We start from the raw sequence: 21,084 nt of genomic DNA, 5'->3' as shown, positions 1-21,084 counted from the left end.
AGTCCCTGTGGCCCGCTTCTCCCCGACCCGCGCCGGGATCATCAACTTGTGGGACTACCGCGACGAGGAGTTCATTTTCGTCGACGGCTGGCTGGTGCTTCGCGGGCCCAACGGGTCGGGCAAGACCAAGGCCCTGGAGGTGTTGTTCCCGTTCGTGCTCGACGGCCGGATCGAGCCGCGGCGGCTCAACCCGTTCGCCGGCGAGGACCGCACGATGAAGTCCAATCTGCTGTACCGCGGGCAGGAGGGCGCGCACGCCTACGTCTGGATGGAGTTCGGCAATGGCTCCTCGTTCGTGACGATCGGCATCGGGCTGCGCGCGCACCGGCACAACGACCGGGTCACCCGATGGCACTTCGTTGCCGACGGCCGCGTCGGCGTGAACTTCTCGCTGCTGGACGCCGAGGACCGCCCGTTGTCCCGCAAGGACCTCGTCGAGCAGTTCGGCGCCGACGCGGTGCGGGACTCGACGGAGGAGTACCGCCAACTGGTCGACGCGAAGCTGTTCGGCCTCGGGTCGGCCCGGTTCGAGCAACTGCTCGACTTGGTGCTGACGTTGCGGAAGCCGCAGCTGGCGAAGGACCTCAACCCGGCGGAACTGTCGCGCACCCTGCAGCGGGGGCTGCGGCCCGTCGAGGACCATCTCCTCACCGAGGCCGCCCGGTCGTTCGACGACATGGAGGCGGTCGCCCGCACCCTGGAGGGCCTGGTCGCGGCCGACATTGCCACCTCGGCGTTCCTCGGCGTATACGCCACCTACCTGCGCACCCACGCCCGTGCCGCCGCCGACACGCTTACCGCACGGCGCGCCGACGCGGATCGGCGCACCGAAGAGGCGGCCCGGGCCGAGAACGCGGCCGCGGTGGCCGAGGACACGGCCCGGAGCGCGCACCTGGCACTGCAGGCGGCCGAGGCCGAGCCCGGAAGGTTGCGGGCGCACCTCGACCGGTTGAAGAGCTCCGCCGCGTACCGTTCCCACGAGCAGCTCGCCGACCTGGAACGGCACGTCGACGACTTGGTCGGCGCGGCCCGTGACGCCGAGGCGGCCGTGCGCGTCGAGGAGACCGCCGAGCAGCGCCGGCGCGGCGACCGGGAACGGGCCGAGGTCGCGGCGCGCGACGCCTTGGCGCAGGTGGCGAGGCTCGCCGACGAGGTCGCCGCCGACGCCCAGGTCGCCGGAGTCGACTGGGGCGACGGCGCCGCCGAGGCGGACGGGCTCCCGGCCCGGCTGGCGGCCCGGTCGACGGCCCGCCGCGACGACCTGCGCACTGTGCGCGACCACATGGCCAGGACCGCCCGGGCCGACGATGACCATGCGCGCGCCACCGAGGCCGACCGCGCCGCGAGCGCGGCGATGGACGACGCCGCGCTCGCCGAGAGCGCGGCCGCGGCCGCCGTGGAGACCGCGCACGCCGCCGTGGTCGAGGACCTGCACGCGTGGAGCGCGCGGTGGGCCGGGCCGCTCACGCGGCTGGGCGTGCCCGACCTGACGGACACGCTCGTCGACGCCATCGACGGTGCACCGCTCAAGGACGTGTTCGCCGAGGCGGTGGCCGCGCCGCTCGCCGCCCGCCGGGAAACCCTGGCCGCACTCGCCGCGGAGCGCGCCGCGGTCGAGTCGGAGCACGCCGACGCCACCGCCGAGCGCGCGCGGATCGCGGCCGAGCACGACGACGCCCCGCCTCCGTCCGCGACCCGCCCGGCCCAGCGCGACCGTCGCCCGGGCGCGCCGCTGTGGCGCCTGGTCCGTTTCGCCGATCACGTACCGGAGGCCGACGCGGCCGGCGTCGAGGCCGCACTGCACGCTGCGGGGTTGCTTGACGCCTGGCTGTACCCGTCCGCCGACGACACCGCCGGCGCGCTCAGCACCGGTGTCCAGGACGCCTACCTGAGCGCCGGCCGGCCGGTCGGCGGCCCGAGCCTGGCCGACGTGCTCGTCGCGGAGACACAGGACCTCGTTCCCGCCGCGACGATCGACGCGGTACTGGCATCGATCGCGCTCGGTGACCTGTCCACCCGCTCGGGCGTCGACACGGCCGGCCGATGGGCACAGGCGCACGGGACCGGCCTGCTGCGCAAGGACCGGTGTGAATACATCGGCGCCACCGCCCGCGCCGCCCGCCGCGCGCTCCGCCTCACCGACTGCGACCGCCGGCTCCGTGCGCTCGAATCGGACCTGGCCCGGCTCGACGAATCACGGACCGCGCTGCTCGCCGTCATCGATGAGGCCGACCGGGCGGGCAAGGCACTGCCGACGCTCGACCGGCTGCGGTCGACCCGCCGGGACCACGACCGGACCTCCGCCACGCTCGCCGTCCGCCGGGAAGCGGCCGTCGACGCCGCCGGGCGGCTCGACGCGGCCGTCGCCGTGCGGGCCGCGGCCGCGGCCGCGCTGCAGCGGACCGTTGCCGAGCGTTCCCTGCCGGTGGCACACCTCGACGCCGTGGCCGACGCGATCACCCGGTTCGAACGCGGCGGGCTACGGCTGGAGGCCGCGTACCAGGCGGCGGCCACCGCCGCCGAGCGGTCCGACGAAGCCCACGACCGGCACCAGGAGGCGGTCGAACGACTGGCGGGGGCACGGCGCGCGGCCACCGCCGCCGACCGGCGGCACGTGGAGAAAGACGAGGAGCTTCGCACTCTGCGCAGCGGCATCGGTGTCGAGGCACAACAGATTCTGGCCGACGTCGCCGCGGCCGGCGAGGACATCGCCGCCGCCGAGGCGGCCCTGGCCGCGGCCCGCGACGCCTACACCGAGGGCGTCCAGCAGCGCTCGGCCGCGCAGGCCCGGGTCGACCTCGGCCGCCAGGCCGTCGCCACCGCGCTGCGCGAAGCCCGGCAGGACGCGTCGCGGCTGCGACCGTATGCCCAGCCCGACCTCCTCGGCCTGATCCGTTGCCCGACCGGCCTGCTGTGGCCCGCCGTCGACACCACCGGAGACCAGCTCGACCCGGCCGTCGTCGCACTGCACGAGGCGGTGCTCGCCGCCACCCGTGAGCTGACCCCGACCGAGACCTCGCTCAAGCAGAGCGCCACCCGGCTCACCACGGCGCTCGCCGACCTTCAGGCGCAACTGCCGGCCGCCGGCCTCGATCACCGGCCGGAGTGGGACACCGACGAGGGCGTCATCGTCGTGCGGGTGGCCGACGAGCAGGGCCTCACCCCGGTCGCCCGCTTCGCCGAGCGCATCGCCGCCGACCGCCGGGATCAGGAGCAGCTGCTCACCGACGCCGAGCAGCGGGTCTTCGAGGACGCGTTGCTCGGGCAGCTCGCCGGTCAGATCCACCGGCGCACCATCGAGGCGCGCGACCTGGTCGCCGCGATGGATGCCCAGATGCGCGCCCGGCGGATGTCCTCCGGTCTCACCGTCGGTGTCGGCTGGCGGCTCTCCGACGACCTCGACGCCGAGCAGCGCGAGATCTGCAAGCTCCTGGAGCGGGACCCAGCCCGGCTCGGCCCGGCGCAGCTGACGTCGATGCGGCGACATTTCGCCAACCGGATCAAGGCCGCCCGGTCCGCCACGCCGGAGAAGCCCTACCGCGAGCTGCTGGCCGAGGTGCTCGACTACCGGCAGTGGCGACAGTTCGCGTTCACCCTGCACAGGCCGGGCGGGATCGCCGAACCGCTCACCCGCGCCCGGCACAGCCAGCTCTCCGGCGGCGAGCAGTCCGTCTCGCTCCACCTGCCGCTGTTCGCCGCCGCGAACGCCCTCTTCGGCTCGGCGCGGCCCGACGCGCCACGGCTGCTCGGTCTCGACGAGGCGTTCGCCGGGGTCGACGACAACGGCCGCGGCGAGCTGATGTCCCTGGCGAAGCAGTTCGATCTGGACCTGTTCATGACCGGCTACGACCTGTGGGCAACCCATCCGGCGGTGCGGGGCGCCGCGCACTACGACCTATCGCACTCCGCGGTCGACCACACGGTGTCGGCCGTGCTGCTGGTCTGGGACGGCGCGATGAACATCGCCGACTTCGACGGCACGCTGGCTCGCGCGCTCGGCTCGCCGGAGACCCGGCACGCGTCCGCCTTCGCCGTCGACGCGCTCCGTGACTGATCTTTGGGCCGAGCCCGGCTGGCGGCGCCTGCTCGAAGCGGCCCGGCGCAGCCTGGAACGCACCGGCGGGAGCCTCGCCGGCAGCGTGTCGATCACCGCCCCCACCGACGACGAACGGCTGGTCGTCATCGGTGTCACGGGTGTGTACCGCCCGACCGGCGGGGCCAGGCTCGCCGTGCGCCTCGCCGACCTCGACGCGCACCTGAGGGACGTCCGCGGCACCGGGCTCGCCTCGGTCCTCGGCCCATTGCGCGACCGCCCCGGGGAGCGCCGGGAGATCATCGACAGGCGCGCTGAGCTGCTGACGCTGGCGGCCACCAGCTGCCACGCCACGTCACCATGGTTCCAGGAATGGCTGGAAGCGATGCGTCGCGACGGGACGCTCACCCGGATCGCTCGCGGCGGCATCGACCTGGGAGCTGTCCTCACCGTCCTCGACGCGCTCCCCGCCGCCGAGGAGCCGATGCCGGCGTTCGCCGAACGGCTGCTCGGCGACACCAAGGCGCTGACCGACGGTCCGGTGCGCGGTCTGACGCTGCGCGCCCTCGCGGCCTGGCACCAGGTGCCCGTGCCGGCCGGCGCCGAGTCGGAGCGGGCGCTGTGGGACCTGGTCGGCGTCGTGCCTGACGACCTCGCCAGCCAGGTTCTGGTGCTCAACGTCCCGGCCGGCGGCGGCCTGCTCGGCTCGTGGCTCACCGAGGCGGCCACCGCCCGGGTGCCGATGCGAGTGACCTTGCACCAGCTACGCCTCGAGCCGCTGACCCTGACCGCCCGGGAGCTCTTCGTCTGCGAGAATCCGGCGGTACTGCGCGCGGCCGCGGCCGGGACCTCACGGCCGCTGATCTGCACCGAGGGCGTACCGTCGACCGCCCTGCACACGCTGCTGCGCGCCGCCGCCCCGGACACGGTGATCCGATGGCGCAACGACTTCGACTGGGCGGGTGTGCGACTCACCGCAGCCGCGCTGACCCGCTACCCGAACGCCGTACCGTGGCGCATGGACACCGCCACGTACACCACCAACGCGGCCGACGGCCTGGCCCTGATCGGCACGCCGACGGCAACACCGTGGGACCCTTCGCTCGCCGCCGCCATGATCCGTAGCGGACGCGCCGTCATGGAGGAGCGGCTCCTCCCGCTGCTGCTGCAGGACTTGTCCTGACCTTGTACTGGAAATGCAGTGTGGTCGGCGCCGGATCGGGCGTAACATGGTCGACCGCTTGACGGCCGCGGTGAGGTAGGCACCGCAGCGGACGTCTCCACGCGCCGGGCGGCCTGGAAAACGCCATGCCCGGATACGCGAGCGAGCCGAATGCGATCTAAGGATCACCGTGCCCGCACTCGAAACCGAGCTCGCCCAAGAGCGAGCGCATCTCACCGCGTCCCGGCTGGCGCTCAAGCGCATGCGGGAGCACGCCGAGGACCTTTTCGCCAGCGGCGATCAGGTGGCCGGCGACCCGTTCGCGGCCGAGACCCTCGGCCGGCATCTCGCCCGGCGGATCGCCGACCTGGCCGACAACCCGGACACGCCGCTGTTCTTCGGGCGCCTGGACATCGACGAGCACCGGTATCACGTGGGCCGCCGTCACGTCACGGACGCCGTCGGGGAGCCGATGGTGCTCGACTGGCGGGCGCCGCTGAGCCGGAAGTTCTACCAGGCCAGCGCCGTCGACCCGCAGGACGTGGAGGTGCGGCGGCGGTTCGGGTTCGTCAAGGGGGAGCTCACCAGCTTCGAGGACGAGCACCTGAACCGGGGCGAGGAGCAGGGGACCAGCCAGATCCTGCTCGACGAGATCGAGCGGCCGCGCGTCGGGCCGATGCGCGACATCGTCGCCACGATCCAGCCCGAGCAGGACGCGCTGGTGCGGGCCGAGCTCGACGAGTCGATCTGTGTCCAAGGGGCGCCCGGGACGGGGAAGACGGCGGTCGGGCTGCACCGGGCCGCGTACCTGCTGTATCTGCACCGGGAGCGGCTGCGCCGGGCCGGCGTGCTCATCGTGGGGCCCAACTCGGCGTTCCTGCAGTACATCGCCAGCGTGCTGCCGACCCTCGGCGAGCTCGAGGTCCGACAGTCGACCATCGAGGGCCTCCTGAGCACGCCGATCAGATCGATCGATTCCGAAGCGGCGGCGGCGGTCAAGAACGACGACAAGATGGCGGGGGTACTGCAACAGCGTCTGCTGTCCAAGATCGAGCGCCCGGACGAGCCGCTGCAGGTGTCGGACGGCTCGTATCGCTGGAGGATCTCGGTCGAGGCGCTCCGCCGGATCGTCGACGACGTGCGGCGGGAGGCGCCACCGTACGGGATCGGGCGGGAGCGGGTCCGGGCCCGGATCGTGTCGCTGCTGATGCTGCAGTCGGAGGCCCGGCGCGGCGACTCGCCGAGCGAGGGCTGGCAGCGGCGGATGGGCAAGGCCGCCCCGGTGGTCGCGGTCCTCGATCGGGTGTGGCCCGCGATGACCCCCGAGCAGCTGGTGTTCGAGGTGCTCAGCGACCCCGCCGGTGAGCGGCTCGACGACGACGAGCGGCAGGCGATCGCCTGGGCCAAGCCGCCCAAGAGCGCGAAGTCGGCGAAGTGGAGCGCGGCCGACGCGGTGCTCATCGACGAGGCCGCCGGGCTGATCGACCGGGTGACGTCGTTCGGGCACGTGGTGGTGGACGAGGCCCAGGACCTCTCGCCGATGCAGGCCCGGGTCATCGCGCGGCGCAGCGAGCACGGCTCGATCACGCTGCTCGGCGACCTCGCACAGGGCACGGCGCCGTGGGCGGCCCGCGACTGGCGGGTGCTGCTGGCCCACCTCGGCAAGCCCGCGGCCCGGGTGGTGCCGCTGACCACCGGCTTCCGGGTGCCCGCGGCCGTCGTGGCCTTGGCCAACCGGCTGCTGCCCGCGCTCGGGGTGGACGTGCCTGAGGCCCGATCGCTGCGGACGGATGGTGCACTCACTGTCAGTACCGTGGAAGATGTCGCTTTTGCAGTTGTCGAAAAGACTCGGGCCGCGTTGAACCATCCGGGCTCGGTCGGTGTGATCGCCGCCGACGCGGCCGTCGATCGCCTCACCGAGGCGCTGCGAGAGGCCGGACTCGAGGACGGCGAGCGGATCGTCGTGCTGCCGGCGAGCCTGGCCAAGGGCCTCGAGTACGACCACGTGATCGTGGTCGAGCCGGCCGACATCGTGGCCGCCGAGCCGCGCGGTCTCAACCGGCTGTTCGTCGTGCTGACCCGGGCCGTTTCCCGGCTCGACGTCCTGCATTCGCACCCTCTGCCAGACGCGCTCCAGGGACTGTCCTGACCCCCGAAGCCGCCGCCGGCCGATCAGGTCTCGCCCCAGGGGGCCTGTGTCGCCCGAACAGGAAGATGGAAGGATCGCCGTCTGCGCGATTACCGGAGGTAACGAAATGCGAGTGCGGGGTTACGCACCGGGCACGCCGTGCTGGGCGGAGCTGGTCAGCCCGGACGTGGCCGCGGCCGAACGCTTCTACGGCGCGCTGTTCGGCTGGGGCCGCAACGCCGACGGGCACTTCACGCTCGGCGAGCGGGCCGCGGCCGGGCTGCGCGAGGGGCGGGCCGGCAGCAGCGGCGCGTGGCTGATCTCGGTCAGCACCGACGACCCGGCCGGCACCGCCGCGACCGTCGAACGCTCCGGTGGCGCCGTGCGCCTCGCGCCGACCAGCGTGCGTGACCTCGGTACCACCGCCGTCTTCTCCGACACCGGCGGAGCACTCTTCGGCACCTGGCTGCGCAGCCGGTTCGTCGGCGCGCAGGTCTCCTACGAGCCGGGCGCCATCTGCTGGTACGAGCTGGCCACCCGCGACCTCGACCGGACCGGCGCCTTCTACAAGGAGGTCTTCGGCTGGCACACGATCGAGGCCGACAGCGAGGGCCAGCCGTACTTCGAGTTCCACCACCACAACGACACCGTCGGCGGCCTGGTGCCGATCGACGAGCGGTTCCCGGCCGGCGTGCCCGACCACTGGACGGTCGCGTTCATGGTCGCGGACATCGTTGCCGCATGCGAACGGGCCACCGAGCTGGGCGGCTCGGTGGCCCGTGGTCCACAACCGGCGTCGGCCGGGTACTACGCGCGCCTGGCCGACCCGACGGGCGGCCACTTCGCGGTCATCGAGTTCACCGAGGACTGGGCGATGTAGCGCAGTACTGGTTCTCTTTCTTGATGGCCCGGTAGGCGCAGTCGGCGTACTCGGCCAGGGTCAGGCTCGCGTCCTTGTTGCGCGCCGTCTCGCGGTCGATGACGCTCGCCGGCGGGTAGAAGCCGCCCTTGCCCGGTGTCGTCGGGTACATCTCGAAGGTGAACGCCCACACGCCCTGGTTCGCCCACAGCCAGTCGATGATCGAGCCGTCGGTGATGTACAGGCTGCTGGACTGCTCCGGCGTGTAGCCGTTGCTCTTGGCGAACGTCTTGCCGAGCGTGGCGAACGTCTTCTGCTGGTCGCCGTTGAGCCCGGCGGCGGTCGTCTGCGTTGTGTACCCGTACGGCCAGAGGACCAGCTCGGAGTACGTGTGGAAGTCGATGCTCGCCTTGATCTGCTGGACGCCGTTGACCCGCCGGCTCAGCACGAAGTCGCGCAGGCGCTGGGTCTCGGGCGCGGAGAACGCCGACGGGCCGTGGTAGGTCTCCGACGTCGTGACCGGCGAGGAGCCGTCGCAGCAGGCGAACTTGTAGCCCCAGTTGCGGTTCAGGTCGACGCCCTTGACGCCCCCGTTGCCGACGGGCTGCCGGTTCTTGCGCCAGTTGTGATACTTGCCGCCGCTGAGGTCGTACTCGCCGCCGTCCGGGTTCATGTCCGGCACGATCCAGATCTCGCGGCTGTCGACGAGCTTGGTGATGCGGGGGTCCTTGCCGTACCCCTCCGTGTACATCTTCACCAGGTACAGCGCCATCTCGACGGTGAGGTGTTCGCGGGCGTGCTGGTGGGCGTCGTACAGGATCTCGGGCTCGTTCTCGTCCTTCGCCACGTTGTCCGAGATCTTGATCAGCGGCATGTCCCGGCCCTCGTACGACTTGCCGAGGCTGAGCTTCTGCATGATCTTCGGGTAGGCCTTGGCGGCTTTCTCCAGCTCGGCCTGCATTTCGGTGTAGTCGTGATAGCCGGAGTCGGCGGCCGGGAACCCTTCGGTGCGCTGCTGGGTGACCTTGTATCCGAGCCGCTCGATCTTCATGGCCTCGACCGCCGTGGCCGTGACGTCGAGCCGCGCCCCTTCGACGCTGTCGATGCTGGCCCCGGTCGAGCCGACCCGGTTGCGGTCAGCCTGCGTGCGCGCGCCGTCGACGGTGTAGCTCGCCGATTTTTGCTGATATTTCGGACTTGTCGGACTCGCCGACGCTTGGCTGACCACACCGAGGGTCACCACCGCCACTGTCGCGAACGCCACCATCGACCCGAACTTGCGTCCCATAAAATTCCCCCTGGGTGGTTAAGCGCCATCCAAGGTGTAAATGGGTTCTAGTCCGATTTGGTGGCGCCCTCGCCCCCATCATCATCCCCGTTGAGGGCGGCACGCAGCCGTTCCCGCTTTTCCGCCCGCCGCTCAGCCATCCCCACGGCCGACACGGAAGCCTCGTCCCGCAACCCCTTGAGCAGGAAGAACGCCAAGACGGCGGAGACCAGCACAGCGATCATGAGCTTGAGCAACACGCTGATGTCGATGGGCAGCGTGAGCATGATCAGCGCGGCCAGCCCAAACAACCCCAGCCGGGCGAGCGTGTACTTCAAAAACGGTGACATGGTGCTTCCACCCTAGACCCGCCCGGAACCCTTCCACCGTTCGCGGTTACCACCAGTACGATCAGTCACTACTCAAGCACCCACGAGGCTCTATGTGCGCCCAACCGTCGTCCGCAAGCATGAAAGCCCGCCGACGATGGAGACCGCGCACATGGGCAGCAATCTACTCAGAAAATCGTTGATCACGCTCGCTTCCGCCGGCCTCGGCTACCTACTCACGTCGCTGGCCCGGCAGCCACTGATCTGGGCTCTGACCATGGCCGTCTTCATCGGCGGCATCTCCCTGGTCGTCCAGTTCCTCATCGAGTTCGACGGACGAGTCAGCCAGATCGACCGTCGTTTCTACATGATCAACGAGGCCACCGAGCTCTTCGGCCGCATCGAGTCCGGCGGCCTCCGCACCGAGACCGCCATTGACCTGGTGAAGAGCGCTACCCAGGTTGCCGAGTTGGGCAGCCCGATCCTCACCCGCTTCGTAGACGACTTGCTGCTGCACCAATCCGACGTACTGCGGCAACTCGCGCATCAACGGGTAGCGGACCACCCAGGAGACGAGGTGGACTGGATGTTGCTGCTGACCCTCCAAGCGCAGACGAGCATCAAGGCCACCACGATGGTGGGCAAGCTCTCCGTGGACCACAAATTCTGGTGCAGCCAGCTCGCGGAGACGTACCTTCAGCTGCAGCGTGCCGCCATCCAGCGACGGCAGGTGAAGGTCCAGCGCCTGTTCATCGTCGGCGCCGACTGGCGCAACGACGATCAGATTCGCGCAATCGTCCGCCGCAACATCGCCGCCCTGATCGAGGTCCGCATCCTCGATGCGCTACCGAGCAGCGGCCTCCTTGAGTTCATCGTCTTCGACGATCAGGTGTGTGCGGAGTTTCCGCAGCAGCAAACGGTCAGCGGGGATGCCACGTTGTCCCCGACCCCGCAACTACGACTCAGGCCGGAGGCCGTCCAACGCCGGCTCGACAACTTCGAGAGCTGGTGGCTGTCCGCCCACGAAGTCGATCAGCAATGGCTCTCGCAACCGTAAGACATTGGTCGGAACCCGGATTATCTCGGCATCCGGGTGTTAAGATATACGGAGCGTAAACGCCCTGATGGCGGCCCGTCACGACGGTTGGCGTATGCCGTAGTTTGCACATGACGCACATTCGGGCTCACCCGAACGGTCAAAAGTTTTCTTGGCGCAAGTCCTCCGCCAGGGATGGTGCGTGGAGTCCAGCAGAAGCAGAAGCTCGGCTTAAGCCCCGGTAACACCGATGCCGCGATTCACCACTACGATCGCATCGCCCGCGCGCCAGGATCGTTGCGGACATGGATGGGGCATGTGCCGGCTTTCGAACAACGGGGCGGCATGACCTTGTCACGCCGAGTTATGCTCAAGCGAGCTACCCCTACGGATCGCCGCTGGAGCCGATCTTGAGGAGCTCCGCCATGTCCACGCCGTCGTTCGCCGCTGGTCCAAGCACATCTTTCATCGATCCAGTGCTTGACGGTGGGGGTAACGACGCGTATGCCTGGGATCAATTCGATCCAAAGCAATACGTTGCCGACAACTACCTCCACCCCTTCCGCGACGACTTGATAATCCTACAGCGGGTGCGAGATTTCTTCGTTGAGATCGGCCCGGTCGGCGGGATTGGCATCGACGTCGGACCGGGCGCCAACTTGTACCCGACCTTGGCGATGCTTCCGTTCTGTGACGAGATCGAGTTGCACGAGTGGAGCCGATCCAACCGCGAGTGGCTGAACACCCAGGTGGAGCACTTCTCCGAGCTGTGGGAGCCCTACTGGCATCAGCTCGCCCCGAAGGACCCGATCTACCGGGACATCTCACCGCGGGAAGCGGTCGCAAAAATGGCGACCGTGAAGATGGGCAACATCTTCCAGCTCCCGCGCCGGCGGTGGAATCTCGGGGTGATGTTCTACGTCGCGGAGTCGATCACTACTCAGAAGCGCGAGTTCAACCTTGCGATCGAGCGTTTCGTGGGAGCCCTGCGCCCCGGTGCGCCGTTCGCGGCCGCATTCATGAAGGAGTCTCGCGGCTACTTGAACGGGGGCATCCGCTTCCCCGCCGTGCCAGTGACGGAGGCCGATGTTCGGCATGCGCTGGAACGCCACGTTGATGCGGTCGACGTTCAAACGATATTCTCTGGTGAGCTCCTCCGCAGCGACTACCGAGGCATGATCCTCGCACTCGGACGAGCCGGGAAAGCCAAGCGCTGAGCAAAGGGCGGGAGGCCCATGAGGATCCAGCCGAGGCGACAGCTCATCGAAACCTGGCGAGCGGTCGCTGAGTACTCCTATCCGAAGCAAAGCTGGGTCTGGGGCGGACGCGTCGATCGCAATTCGATCTCCGACGCCGAGCAGTTGTTGTGCCTGCTCGGGCCGGCCACCAGCGACGACGCGTTCGGCATTGACCAGCCTGATCAGACGGCGGACGATCTCGCGAAGGCGCTGCGGCAACTGGGCGACAACATCGAGATCCCGCTGAAGCTGCTGCGCATCATGCGGGACTATCTGACGACCTACTCCGATGAGGAAGGCCGGCCGACATTCAGCGGCGGTTCCTACTTCACGGCGGTCGATGGCCTGCAGCCCGTTGAGGACCAGCGGCTGATCGACGTGGTCGACTCCTACGCGATCTCCATCCGGTTGAGTTTGGCCATCATCGGTTTCGTCCGGGTCTATCGCCGGTCGATCGGCCGGGCCGAGGTGCTCAAGGAGATCGAGTTCGTCGAGACCCAGGCCAACCGGCGGCTCACCGCAGCGATGGTTGGCCTCCTGCGCGGCTTCGCCATCAACGTCGTGGACGCCGACGTCGACGAGGGCAAGCTGCTGATCTTGACCATCAACCAGGGCAGCCAGCCGCCGAGCCGGATCCGGGAGGCGTTCCGCACCGGCCTCGCGGACATCCGGGCCGGTCTGCGCGACATGACCATCGGCATCGCCATCTCCAACGAGTTGGCCAACACCAACAAGCTCTTCGAGTGTGGCTGGTCATGGGGTGTCACCGTGGAGTCGCCGCCGGTTGAGACTCCGGTCCACTCGACCATCCTGCAGCCGCCGGGACACGCGCAGCAGGCCCCCTACCTGTACTTCACGGTCGTGGCCCTGGACGCCATCCAGCATCTGTTCTCCCGCCGCACCCGCATGCTCACGCTCCTCGACGAGGAGCAGAACCGCCTCGCCCGGGCGCTGCAGGTGCGTTTCGACCTGACGCTTTCGTACTGGTCGCGGCTGGCCCGCTTCGGCGACGGCCGCTGGCCGTTGGAGGACATTCCCTGGACCACCACCGACGGCAGTTCCTCGGACTACCTGAGCCTGCTCGTCGCCTCGATCGTGGCGCTCGACCTGACCAATAACCCGACGTCCGAGGGCGACACCGCCCGGGTCGCGGCGGTGCTGCAGGAGCTGGCCCAGCGGGCCCGGATCACCCGGCGCCCGACCACCGCCCAGGACCCGGCGATCCGGCTGCACAGCCCCGGCTACGCGTTCCAGCTCGAGGGCAGCGAGCTGGTCGGGGCTGGGCCCCGGCTGCAGTGGCTGCTGACGGACTTCTCCACCCAGCTGCTGCGGCAGATCCTGCGCACGGCCCTGCTCGCCGGCACCGTCCAGACCCGCGCGGACCTCACGGAGCTGGCCGACAACGTTTGGGAGCAGCATCTGCGCCCGCGGCGCCTGGGCGGCCTGTGGGATCGACCGGAGGCGATCTTCCCCGGCCTGTCCGCGTCGGATCCGCGTCCGTCCTGGTACTACACCGAACGCGTGGTCAACTGCGTGGTCTCCGCCATCGCCCTGATCCGCAGCGATCCGCTGCCCAGCCCGGAGCTCATCGAGCAGGCCAAGCACCTGTTGGCCGAGGCCGACCACGTCTTCGACCGCGAGCTGATCCGGGTTGTCGACGCGGGTCCGTCGATGCACCTGGAGTTGCAGGACGTCGAGGAGACACTGCGGCGGGCCAATGAGCTGGTCGCACGGCGGCCCGGCACTGCGAAGTCGTTGGCCGAGCAGGTCCTGGTGACGCTCGATCGCATCTCGGCCGCCCGCCTCGATGGCGCCGAGGTGTTCTGAGCATGCTGGTCTTCGCCGTCTCCGACAAAGGTGGCACCGGGCGCTCGGTGACCAGCAGCAATATTGTCTACCGGACCGCGCTCAACGGCCGTGATGTCTGCTACCTGGACTTCGACTTCGGGTCGCCGACCGCCGGCACCGTGTTCCAGATCGAGAAGCTGGTCACCGGCCTGCCCGGCACCGGACTGCACTCCTACCTGCAAGGCCGCACCGACAACCCCTTCTCGGTCGACGTGTGGGCCGAGTCCGAGGGTGACACGCTGCGCCGGCAGCCACCCGGGTCGGGGCGGCTGGAGCTCTACCCCGGCGACCGGGACGGCGGCGAGTTCTCCACATCGGACGACACCGTCGACCGCTGCGCCGATCTGTTCCTCTCGTTGGAGGAGCAGTTCGATGTGGTACTCGTCGATCTGAGCGCCGGCCGGTCGTACGCGGTCGAGACGGTCCTGGCCGCCACCGCCGCCCAGCAGCTGCAGCACGTCACCTATCGCTGGCTCGTCTTTCATCGCTGGACCCACCAGCACATCCGGGCGGCGCACAACCTTGTCTTCGGTGACCGGGGCATCCTGTCCGCCGGCAAGGCCCAGGACCACGATGAGAGCGAGCTGCGCCGCTCGATCCGGTTCATCCGCACCGCCGTGGTGCAGCCCAGCTCGGCGTCGCTGTCCGGGCTGCGGCCGGAGCAGCTCGCATGGCTGGAGAACTGCAACAACTCGCTGCAGACTCTGGCCGGACGGCTCGGCCTCGGCCGCACCTCGCTGCTCGGCAGCGTGCCGCTGGAGCCGCTGCTGCAGTTCCGCGAGCAGCTGATCTCGGACTACGACGTCCGGCAGCGCCGCACCGCCAACCAGGAGACCATCGACGCGTTCAAGGACCTCGCCGCGAAGCTCCACGATGATCGGGCCTGGGAGGCTCTGTGACCCGCGCCGGCACGGCGTTCCGGGAGGCGAGCGCGGAGCCCCGACCGGCCTCGGTGGCGCTCTCCCACGTGAGCATCGAGCTTGGCCACCTGTACTTCGAGGACTTTCAGGGTGACGAGGGACGGCTCGCGCGGTACTTCCGCCAGATCGCCCCTTGGATTTCGGCGATCCGCGCCGCACTGCTCGAGGAGCTGGGCGAGCGGCGGCCACGGATCAGCACGTGCTTCCTCATGGACGACTACTTCGGCCCGACGCTCTCCCCGCGCGACGTACTGCCGCCGGTGCTGGTCGCGGCCGAGGAGGCCGGCCTGGAAATCGACTACCTCGCGCGGGAGTCGGGCTGCGCGGAGGCGGACGGCATCGCGCTGGCCGAGCTGGTCAACGAACGGATCGTGGCCGACCCGCCGCCCGACACAAACGGCTCGCGCCCACCGGCCAAGGAGAGCGGCTGGCTGAGCAACGGCCAGCGCAGTGGCGTCACCGCGGCGCAGCCGGGGGCGGCGATGGCCTCGCTGCGGCAATGGGAACCGCCGATCGAGAACGGGACGCTGCGGCACTCAGTCTTCGTCGACGTCGAGCTGCGCGGCAAGGGCAAGTGGTCGTGCGCCTACCTGGCCTCGATCTGGCAGCTGCTGCGCCTGGGCGCCCTTCGCCACGACGGTGCCGCCGTCGCTCAGCCGCGGGACTGGGAGGGTCCGTGGCCCGAGGACTGGGCCGAGCTGCCGACGGTCATGCGGCTCAACCCCCGGGCTCAGCCGTTCAGCGCCTACCGGACGATGTCAGTGCTCGGCGGGCGGTTCCTGCCCACCGAGCACGCCGTCCGCACGATCCTCGGCCAGATCGTGGTCGACCCGCTCGTCAACGAGACGATCATCAAGCGCGCCGCGGCCGAGAAGCTGGACCTGCCGATCGAGATTCGCGACCGGATCCGCTACCTGTTCGTCTGAACGTCGGCACAGCGCGCCTCATCTAGACAGCTCCAACTTATATGTTCGTCCTATTCATGACAATTTATTGGTAATTATAGGCATATTTGACTCCCGCTCGCCGCAATACTGAGTCGGGTGGCTCATGGTGTATAAGAGGCGGCGCCAATCGCGATCAGGACCGTTATTGAGCCGTCTGACCTGTGTATTCGTTCGGTAACGACGGCCTCCTGCCATCAAACGTTCGAACGCCGTTTGACAAGGTCGAGTGCCCGAATTTACAAATCGTGAACACCCGAGCCTGTCCGAAAGGGTGAATTTTTCTTGGGCGCTATCGCCCCGCAGGGCACATAACCAGGCATAAGGCAATCTTGATCGATTGATCGAGAGTCGGCGCCCGACACACCCATAACCTCTTGGTCTTACGATCTGCATCGCTCCGAGGCCGCAATCGTTGATTGAGCTATCGGAAGCAAGCGCAACGTAGATCGGTTACAGAGCGGCAGTGGCGACCAGCGTGGTTAGATCGCCGCCGCTCCACGTAGTTGGCCTGATAGCCGGGCTCTACGACCACGAACCTTGGCAACGCGGCGGGCGTCGGCGGCAACCGACAGCCCGCCGCTACACGGACATCCTTGACTTGAGCCGGAGTGTGACCGCGTGCCTGAGAGCGTACAGAGCCGTAGACGAGCTTGGCGGCTGCCTGGCCAGCGAACGAAGAGCGCCGCAGCTACCGGTTCCGATCACAGCGATGCCGCTGAAGTCGTCCCGTCCGACGAGGTGTCACCGGCCCAGCCGCAGAGACCTCCCACGGAAATCGGCAACGCCGGTCGGAGCGGGAACAGCTATGCGCTGATCGCCGTGCTGGCCACGCTCGCCACCACAATCGTCCTGGCCGCACTCGGCGAGCCCACGGCCTACGTCACCGGGATCATCCTCGCTACCACCGGCCTGGTTTATGCACTTGACAGGTACAACCGGCGCAACCAGCCTTAATCGCGTCTCGGCGGGCCACCTATCGAGAAGTTCGACATCATCCGTCGACGTTGCGGGCGTGTGTCCACAGGTCCTGGAACCGGTCGATGCGGTCGCGGACCCGTGACGCCCGCAGCTCCAGGCGGGTGTTGACGATCGCTGGGCGCACCGAGCCGTCGATGCTCGAGGCCGGGGTCGTCTCGTAGCTGACGGTGTCGTCGAACAGGATGAAGTCGAACAGCGAGCTTCGCCGGGTGCCGGGAATGGCGGACGTGTCCAGGACCCGGACCTCGATGCCGAGGTCCGTCTGTAGCTTGCAGACCTCGAGGAACATCGGATCGCCGGCCAGAGTGGCCCGGTCCATGATGAAGACGCGGCGGACCCGCACCTTGCGCTGGATCGCGTCGCGCTGCACCTCGAGATAGCGCTGGCCGAGATCGCTGCTCCAGAGCCCGCCGTCGACGAAGCCGGTCCCGCGGGCGTCGACCGTCGTGAGGCTCGTCGCGTCGATGCTGTGGCGGGTGTTGCGGGCGAGGGCGAGCATCCAGTCGCGGTCCTCGCCCTCGTAGATCACGTTGCTGCCCTCGCTGAGCTCCTTGAGGAACTCGGAGGTGCGGCCGATCTCGGCCTGCGCGAAGCTGTGGACAAGCGCCGGAGCGTCGGACGGGATCTGGGTGGCGTGCCGCACCAGCTGGGTCATCGCGTCGGTGCGCAGTGCGGACGCCTCGACCAGCCCGAACAGCTCCGTCGCCTCGTTGATTTTGGTGAAGCCACGGGTGACCTCGTCGCTGATGCGGGTCAGCCGGTCGTCGACCAGGCTCTCGATGACTTGGGCGTGCTTGGCCTCGGCCCGCTCCACCGAGCCCATGCGGCTGTCCATGTCGTGAAGGAACTGAGTGAGGAACACCACGGCGCCGATCAGCAGCGACAGTGTGATCACCCAGATCTGGGTCTCGTCGATATGCGTGATCCAGACGTTGGTCACGAGGTAGACGAAGACGCCGATCGCGACCGATGCGGCGAGTTTTCTGACCACCCGCGGCGATTGCGCGGGCTCGTAATCGCGCCGCGACTCCCCCTGGGTCATGTGCTGCCCTCCCCCTGTGGCTCCGGCCCGGCCCGTCCGGCGAGTTGCGCCAGGGTGCCGAGCGTGAGCTGATCCCTGATGCGGTCGACACAAGAGCGCCATTGCCGTGTCATTCCCGGACGGTCGTCCAGGCCGCGCCACAGTTGTGAGACCGCATCGGTCAGCCGGGCCCGCGGCATCCACAGGTGCAGCAGATGCTCGACGGCGGGCCGGACCCGGGCGATGCGCGCCAAGTCGTCCGAGGCGGCGTTGCGGCCGTCCTCGACCAGGTGCAGCAGGGTCGCCAGCAGCCAGTCGTGCAGTGCGACGTCGTCGCAGAAGTCGCCGACCACGCCGAGGTCGGCGGGGTCGCAGCGGACGACCAGCGTTCGCTGGCCGCCCCGCTCGATGGCGAACTGTCCGCCGACCTCGGACGGATCGGCGGCGGGCAGCGCGACCCAGCGCAGGGTTGTCCGGGCCGCCTTCAGGGGTGCCCGGCGGTCGAGCCGATCGGAGCGCTGCACCGCGTTGAGCAGTCGCGCCGCGACCGACCCCAGGTCGAGCGTCTGCGGATCGCGCTCCTCGGCGGTAAACCCGTCGGCCAGGTCCTGGGCGTCGCCCTTGCCGACCAGCTCCACGTGGCCGGGCCGGGTGAGGTAGTGCGACCAGCCCAGCCGCCGGTTCTGGGGACCGGTCGAGATCCGGATCCGGGCCGTGCTCTGCAGCAGGTGACCGCCGGTGATCGAGACGCGCGCGGCGACGGTACCGACACCTCGGCTTTTGGTTCCGGTCCGGGTCGGCAACCGGCAGTCGATGCCGGTCAATACGTCGGGTGAGCCCGCGTGCGCGATCGGGCGGTGGTAAACGCGAACTTGTTCACCACCGGGCTGGCCGACCAGACCGGCCGCAAGATTCAGGGGAACGGCCTGAGAACTCTGCAGCAGCGCGGTATGGACTTCGCCCATCGCAAGAAGAGGCGCTTCGGACATATCCTTCCTCCCCCTGCGCGCGGCGTGCGGCTGCGCGAATTTTGATTCCATCGCATCATCCCGATCTATGCAACTGCCCGTATTCACTTGATGACTCGTTTGGCTTACTGTCTTTACATGTCTCCGCATCGATCCGTGCTGGTCGTAGGCGCGGGCGTATCCGGAATGACCTCGGCCATTCGTCTAGCGGAGTCTGGATTCACGGTCGAGGTCGTCACCCGGGACGACCCGGATCAGACCACCTCGTGCGCCGCTGGGGCCCTCTGGGGCCCCTATCTCGCTGATGACCAGCGCATCCTGCACTGGAGCCTGCGCACCTTCCACAAGCTCGACGAGCTGGCCCAGGAGCACTCGCCGACCGGCGTCCGCCTCACCCTCGGCCTCGAGGCGGCCCGCGAACCCGCACCCGTGCCAACATGGGCGCCGCCACTGCCGGGTTTTCGGATCGCGAAGCGAGAAGAACTCGGAGAATTCAGCAACGGGTGGTGGTACCAGGCACCGCTGGTCGACATGCCGGCCTATCTCAAGTTCCTGCAGGCCCAGATGGCCGATCTTGGAATCGCGATCAAGATACGCGAGGTTGCCGCGCTCGACGCCGATCTTGCGGCGGGTCGGCCCGTTGTCAACTGCACCGGATTGGGAGCCGGGCCACTCACCGGCGATACGGCGCTCTTTCCTGTGCGCGGCCAGCTTGTGGTAGTACCAAATCCGGGCCTTGATCAGTTTTTTGCGGATCACGATGAAACACCGGAGCCGACGTATCTGCTGCCACACGGAGATCTGCTGGTCCTCGGTGGAACCATCCGGCCCCGGGTAGCCGACACCACGCCGGATCCGGTCGCCGCGGAAAGAATCATTGACCGATGTGCCCAGATCGATGGCCGCGTGCGCGGGCTGCCGGTACTCGAGCACCGGGTTGGACTGCGGCCCGCGCGGCCGCGGATTCGGCTCGAGCGGGAACTGACCGCCGACGGTGTGCACATAGTGCACAACTACGGGCACGGCGGCGCTGGCGTCACCGTTTCCTGGGGGTGCGCCGACGACGTCGTGGAGTTGGTGCGGGAGATCGGCTGAGGGTCAGGCCCAGACCTGCTGGGGCTGCGAGCGGCGCTCGGCGAGCGGGGTCGGCTTGTCGTACTCGCGCACGACCTCGTACTTCGTGTTGCGCTCTACCGGCTGGAAGCCCGCGTCCCAGATCAGGTGCAGCAGGTCCTCGCGGTGCATGGTGTTGGGCGTGCCGTAGCTGTCGGCGTCGTGCGTGATCTTGTATTCGACCACCGAGCCGTCCAGGTCGTCGACGCCGAAGTTGAGGGAGAGCTGGGCGACCGACAGGCCGTGCATGACCCAGAAGCACTTCACGTGGGGCACGTTGTCGAACATTAGCCGGGACACGGCGAAGACCTTGAGGCTCTCGGCCGGCGAGGCCATCTTCGTGCGGGCTTGGAGGCGATTGCGGATCTTGCCATCGGCGGAGTCGACGAAGTCGTGCTGGTAGCGCAGCGGGATGAAGACCGTGAAGCCGCCGGTCTCGTCCTGCAGCTCACGCAGGCGCATGACGTGGTCGACGCGGTGGCGGGGCTCTTCGATGTGGCCGTACAGCATCGTCGAAGGCGTCCGCAGGCCCTTGCTGTGCGCCAGGCGGTGGATGCGGGACCAGTCCTCCCAGTGGGTGGCGTGGTCGACGATGTGCTGGCGGACCTCCCAGTCGAAGATCTCCGCGCCGCCGCCGGTCAGTGACTCCAGACCGGCGTCGATCAGCTCGTCGAAGATCGCGTCGGCGGGCAGGCCGGAGATCTTCTCGAACCACTGGATCTCGGTCGCCGTGAACGCCTTGAGCTTGACGTTGGGCAGCGCGCTCTTCAGCTCGCGCAGGACCTTCGGGTAGTACTTCCACGGCAGCGTCGGGTGCAGGCCGTTGACGATGTGCAGCTCTGTGAGCTGCTCGTCCTCCATCTCCTTGGCCTTCGCGACGGCTTCGTGGATGCGCATGGTGTATGCGTCCTTCTCGCCCGGTTTGCGCTGGAATGAACAGTAAGCGCAGCTGGCCGAGCAGACGTTCGTCAGGTTGAGATGCCGGTTGACGTTGAACATCACCCGGTCGCCGTTCTTCTCGGTGCGCACCTGGTGCGCCAGGCCACCGAGCCACACGAGGTCATCGCACTCGTAGAGGGCGACCCCGTCCTCCCGGCTCAGCCGCTCACCGGCGGCGACCTTGGCTTCGAGTTCCCGCTTCAACCCAGCATCCACGCCCGCCAGCCTACGTCGGCCCGGCCGTTCCCTTCGCATTCACCTGCGGACGAGGAACGTGACATTGATCAGCCCTCGACGC

16 protein-coding genes are annotated in these 21,084 nt (G+C 68.7%); 11 read left to right on the top strand and 5 right to left on the bottom strand.

The window, feature by feature from the left end:
* The first annotated feature begins 7 nt into the window (after window positions 1–7).
* The 4 genes from ACIA8L_RS48945 (at window position 8) to ACIA8L_RS48930 (ending at window position 8,203) form a co-directional block, all read left to right on the top strand.
* Window positions 8–4,054 (top strand): TIGR02680 family protein, encoded by a 4,047-nt coding sequence (locus ACIA8L_RS48945; RefSeq protein ID WP_395915994.1) that lies wholly within the window; start codon window positions 8–10, stop codon window positions 4,052–4,054.
* Window positions 4,047–5,216 carry a TIGR02679 domain-containing protein gene (locus ACIA8L_RS48940; RefSeq protein WP_395915992.1) on the top strand — a complete coding sequence of 390 codons (1,170 nt, stop codon included), beginning with the start codon at window positions 4,047–4,049 and terminating at the stop codon, window positions 5,214–5,216. Before ACIA8L_RS48945 ends, ACIA8L_RS48940 begins: the two co-directional genes overlap by 8 nt.
* Before the next feature lie 163 nt (window positions 5,217–5,379).
* A complete protein-coding gene (locus ACIA8L_RS48935) occupies window positions 5,380–7,344 on the top strand; it encodes a HelD family protein (protein WP_395916103.1) in 1,965 nt (654 codons plus the stop codon).
* Window positions 7,345–7,450: 106 nt separating this feature from the next.
* Window positions 7,451–8,203: a VOC family protein gene (locus tag ACIA8L_RS48930; RefSeq protein WP_395915990.1), complete on the top strand. Its 753-nt coding sequence runs from the start codon at window positions 7,451–7,453 to the stop codon at window positions 8,201–8,203.
* On the opposite strand, the gene ACIA8L_RS48925 is transcribed toward ACIA8L_RS48930, so the two are convergent.
* A complete protein-coding gene (locus tag ACIA8L_RS48925; RefSeq protein WP_395915988.1) occupies window positions 8,181–9,470 on the bottom strand; it encodes a M14 family metallopeptidase in 1,290 nt (429 codons plus the stop codon). The genes ACIA8L_RS48930 and ACIA8L_RS48925 overlap by 23 nt on opposite strands.
* 47 nt (window positions 9,471–9,517) lie before the next feature.
* Window positions 9,518–9,799, bottom strand: coding sequence for a DUF4229 domain-containing protein (locus ACIA8L_RS48920; protein ID WP_395915986.1), 282 nt, complete (start codon window positions 9,797–9,799; stop codon window positions 9,518–9,520).
* Window positions 9,800–9,893: 94 nt separating this feature from the next.
* Between ACIA8L_RS48920 and ACIA8L_RS48915 the strand changes: the two genes are divergently transcribed.
* The 6 genes from ACIA8L_RS48915 to ACIA8L_RS48890 all read left to right on the top strand — a co-directional run bounded on the left by ACIA8L_RS48915 (window position 9,894) and on the right by ACIA8L_RS48890 (window position 16,721).
* Complete coding sequence (locus ACIA8L_RS48915; protein WP_395915984.1) at window positions 9,894–10,835, top strand: hypothetical protein; 942 nt, start codon at window positions 9,894–9,896, stop codon at window positions 10,833–10,835.
* Window positions 10,836–11,239: 404 nt separating this feature from the next.
* Window positions 11,240–12,031 carry an SCO2525 family SAM-dependent methyltransferase gene (locus ACIA8L_RS48910; RefSeq protein WP_395915983.1) on the top strand — a complete coding sequence of 264 codons (792 nt, stop codon included), beginning with the start codon at window positions 11,240–11,242 and terminating at the stop codon, window positions 12,029–12,031.
* A gap of 18 nt (window positions 12,032–12,049) precedes the next feature.
* On the top strand, window positions 12,050–13,879 hold the full coding sequence (locus ACIA8L_RS48905) for an SCO2524 family protein (RefSeq protein ID WP_395915981.1): 1,830 nt from the start codon (window positions 12,050–12,052) through the stop codon (window positions 13,877–13,879).
* Window positions 13,880–13,881: 2 nt separating this feature from the next.
* On the top strand, window positions 13,882–14,799 hold the full coding sequence (locus tag ACIA8L_RS48900; protein WP_395915980.1) for an SCO2523 family variant P-loop protein: 918 nt from the start codon (window positions 13,882–13,884) through the stop codon (window positions 14,797–14,799).
* On the top strand, window positions 14,796–15,746 hold the full coding sequence (locus tag ACIA8L_RS48895) for an SCO2522 family protein (RefSeq protein WP_395915978.1): 951 nt from the start codon (window positions 14,796–14,798) through the stop codon (window positions 15,744–15,746). Before ACIA8L_RS48900 ends, ACIA8L_RS48895 begins: the two co-directional genes overlap by 4 nt.
* Window positions 15,747–16,385: 639 nt before the next feature.
* Window positions 16,386–16,721, top strand: coding sequence for a hypothetical protein (locus ACIA8L_RS48890; protein ID WP_395915976.1), 336 nt, complete (start codon window positions 16,386–16,388; stop codon window positions 16,719–16,721).
* A gap of 37 nt (window positions 16,722–16,758) precedes the next feature.
* Here ACIA8L_RS48890 and ACIA8L_RS48885 read toward each other — a convergent pair whose 3' ends face one another.
* Both ACIA8L_RS48885 and ACIA8L_RS48880 read right to left on the bottom strand, forming a co-directional pair.
* Window positions 16,759–17,787: a phosphatidylserine/phosphatidylglycerophosphate/cardiolipin synthase family protein gene (locus ACIA8L_RS48885; protein ID WP_395915974.1), complete on the bottom strand. Its 1,029-nt coding sequence runs from the start codon at window positions 17,785–17,787 to the stop codon at window positions 16,759–16,761.
* Window positions 17,784–18,842: an SCO2521 family protein gene (locus ACIA8L_RS48880; protein WP_395915972.1), complete on the bottom strand. Its 1,059-nt coding sequence runs from the start codon at window positions 18,840–18,842 to the stop codon at window positions 17,784–17,786. The genes ACIA8L_RS48885 and ACIA8L_RS48880 overlap by 4 nt, the downstream gene beginning before the upstream one ends.
* Before the next feature lie 30 nt (window positions 18,843–18,872).
* On the opposite strand from ACIA8L_RS48880, the gene ACIA8L_RS48875 reads away from it, so the two are divergent.
* Window positions 18,873–19,829 carry an FAD-dependent oxidoreductase gene (locus tag ACIA8L_RS48875; protein ID WP_395915970.1) on the top strand — a complete coding sequence of 319 codons (957 nt, stop codon included), beginning with the start codon at window positions 18,873–18,875 and terminating at the stop codon, window positions 19,827–19,829.
* A 3-nt stretch (window positions 19,830–19,832) separates the two neighbouring features.
* On the opposite strand, the gene mqnE is transcribed toward ACIA8L_RS48875, so the two are convergent.
* Complete coding sequence (mqnE, locus tag ACIA8L_RS48870; protein WP_395915968.1) at window positions 19,833–21,002, bottom strand: aminofutalosine synthase MqnE; 1,170 nt, start codon at window positions 21,000–21,002, stop codon at window positions 19,833–19,835.
* Window positions 21,003–21,084 lie beyond the last annotated feature (82 nt).

The organism is Dactylosporangium sp. NPDC051541 (assembly GCF_044454505.1).
Taxonomy (GTDB): Bacteria; Actinomycetota; Actinomycetes; order Mycobacteriales; family Micromonosporaceae; genus Dactylosporangium.
Note: the sequence above shows the minus strand (reverse complement) of the source record. Positions and strands in the feature narration are given on the sequence as shown.

What these genes read in the sequence shown, in the direction of transcription:
- ACIA8L_RS48930 (WP_395915990.1), top strand. Translation starts at nt 7,451, where the DNA reads ATGCGAGTGCGGGGTTACGCACCGGGCACGCCGTGCTGGGCGGAGCTG.
- ACIA8L_RS48925 (WP_395915988.1), bottom strand. Translation starts at nt 9,470, where the DNA reads ATGGGACGCAAGTTCGGGTCGATGGTGGCGTTCGCGACAGTGGCGGTG.
- ACIA8L_RS48920 (WP_395915986.1), bottom strand. Translation starts at nt 9,799, where the DNA reads ATGTCACCGTTTTTGAAGTACACGCTCGCCCGGCTGGGGTTGTTTGGG.
- ACIA8L_RS48910 (WP_395915983.1), top strand. Translation starts at nt 11,240, where the DNA reads ATGTCCACGCCGTCGTTCGCCGCTGGTCCAAGCACATCTTTCATCGAT.
- ACIA8L_RS48905 (WP_395915981.1), top strand. Translation starts at nt 12,050, where the DNA reads ATGAGGATCCAGCCGAGGCGACAGCTCATCGAAACCTGGCGAGCGGTC.
- ACIA8L_RS48900 (WP_395915980.1), top strand. Translation starts at nt 13,882, where the DNA reads ATGCTGGTCTTCGCCGTCTCCGACAAAGGTGGCACCGGGCGCTCGGTG.
- ACIA8L_RS48885 (WP_395915974.1), bottom strand. Translation starts at nt 17,787, where the DNA reads ATGACCCAGGGGGAGTCGCGGCGCGATTACGAGCCCGCGCAATCGCCG.
- ACIA8L_RS48875 (WP_395915970.1), top strand. Translation starts at nt 18,873, where the DNA reads ATGTCTCCGCATCGATCCGTGCTGGTCGTAGGCGCGGGCGTATCCGGA.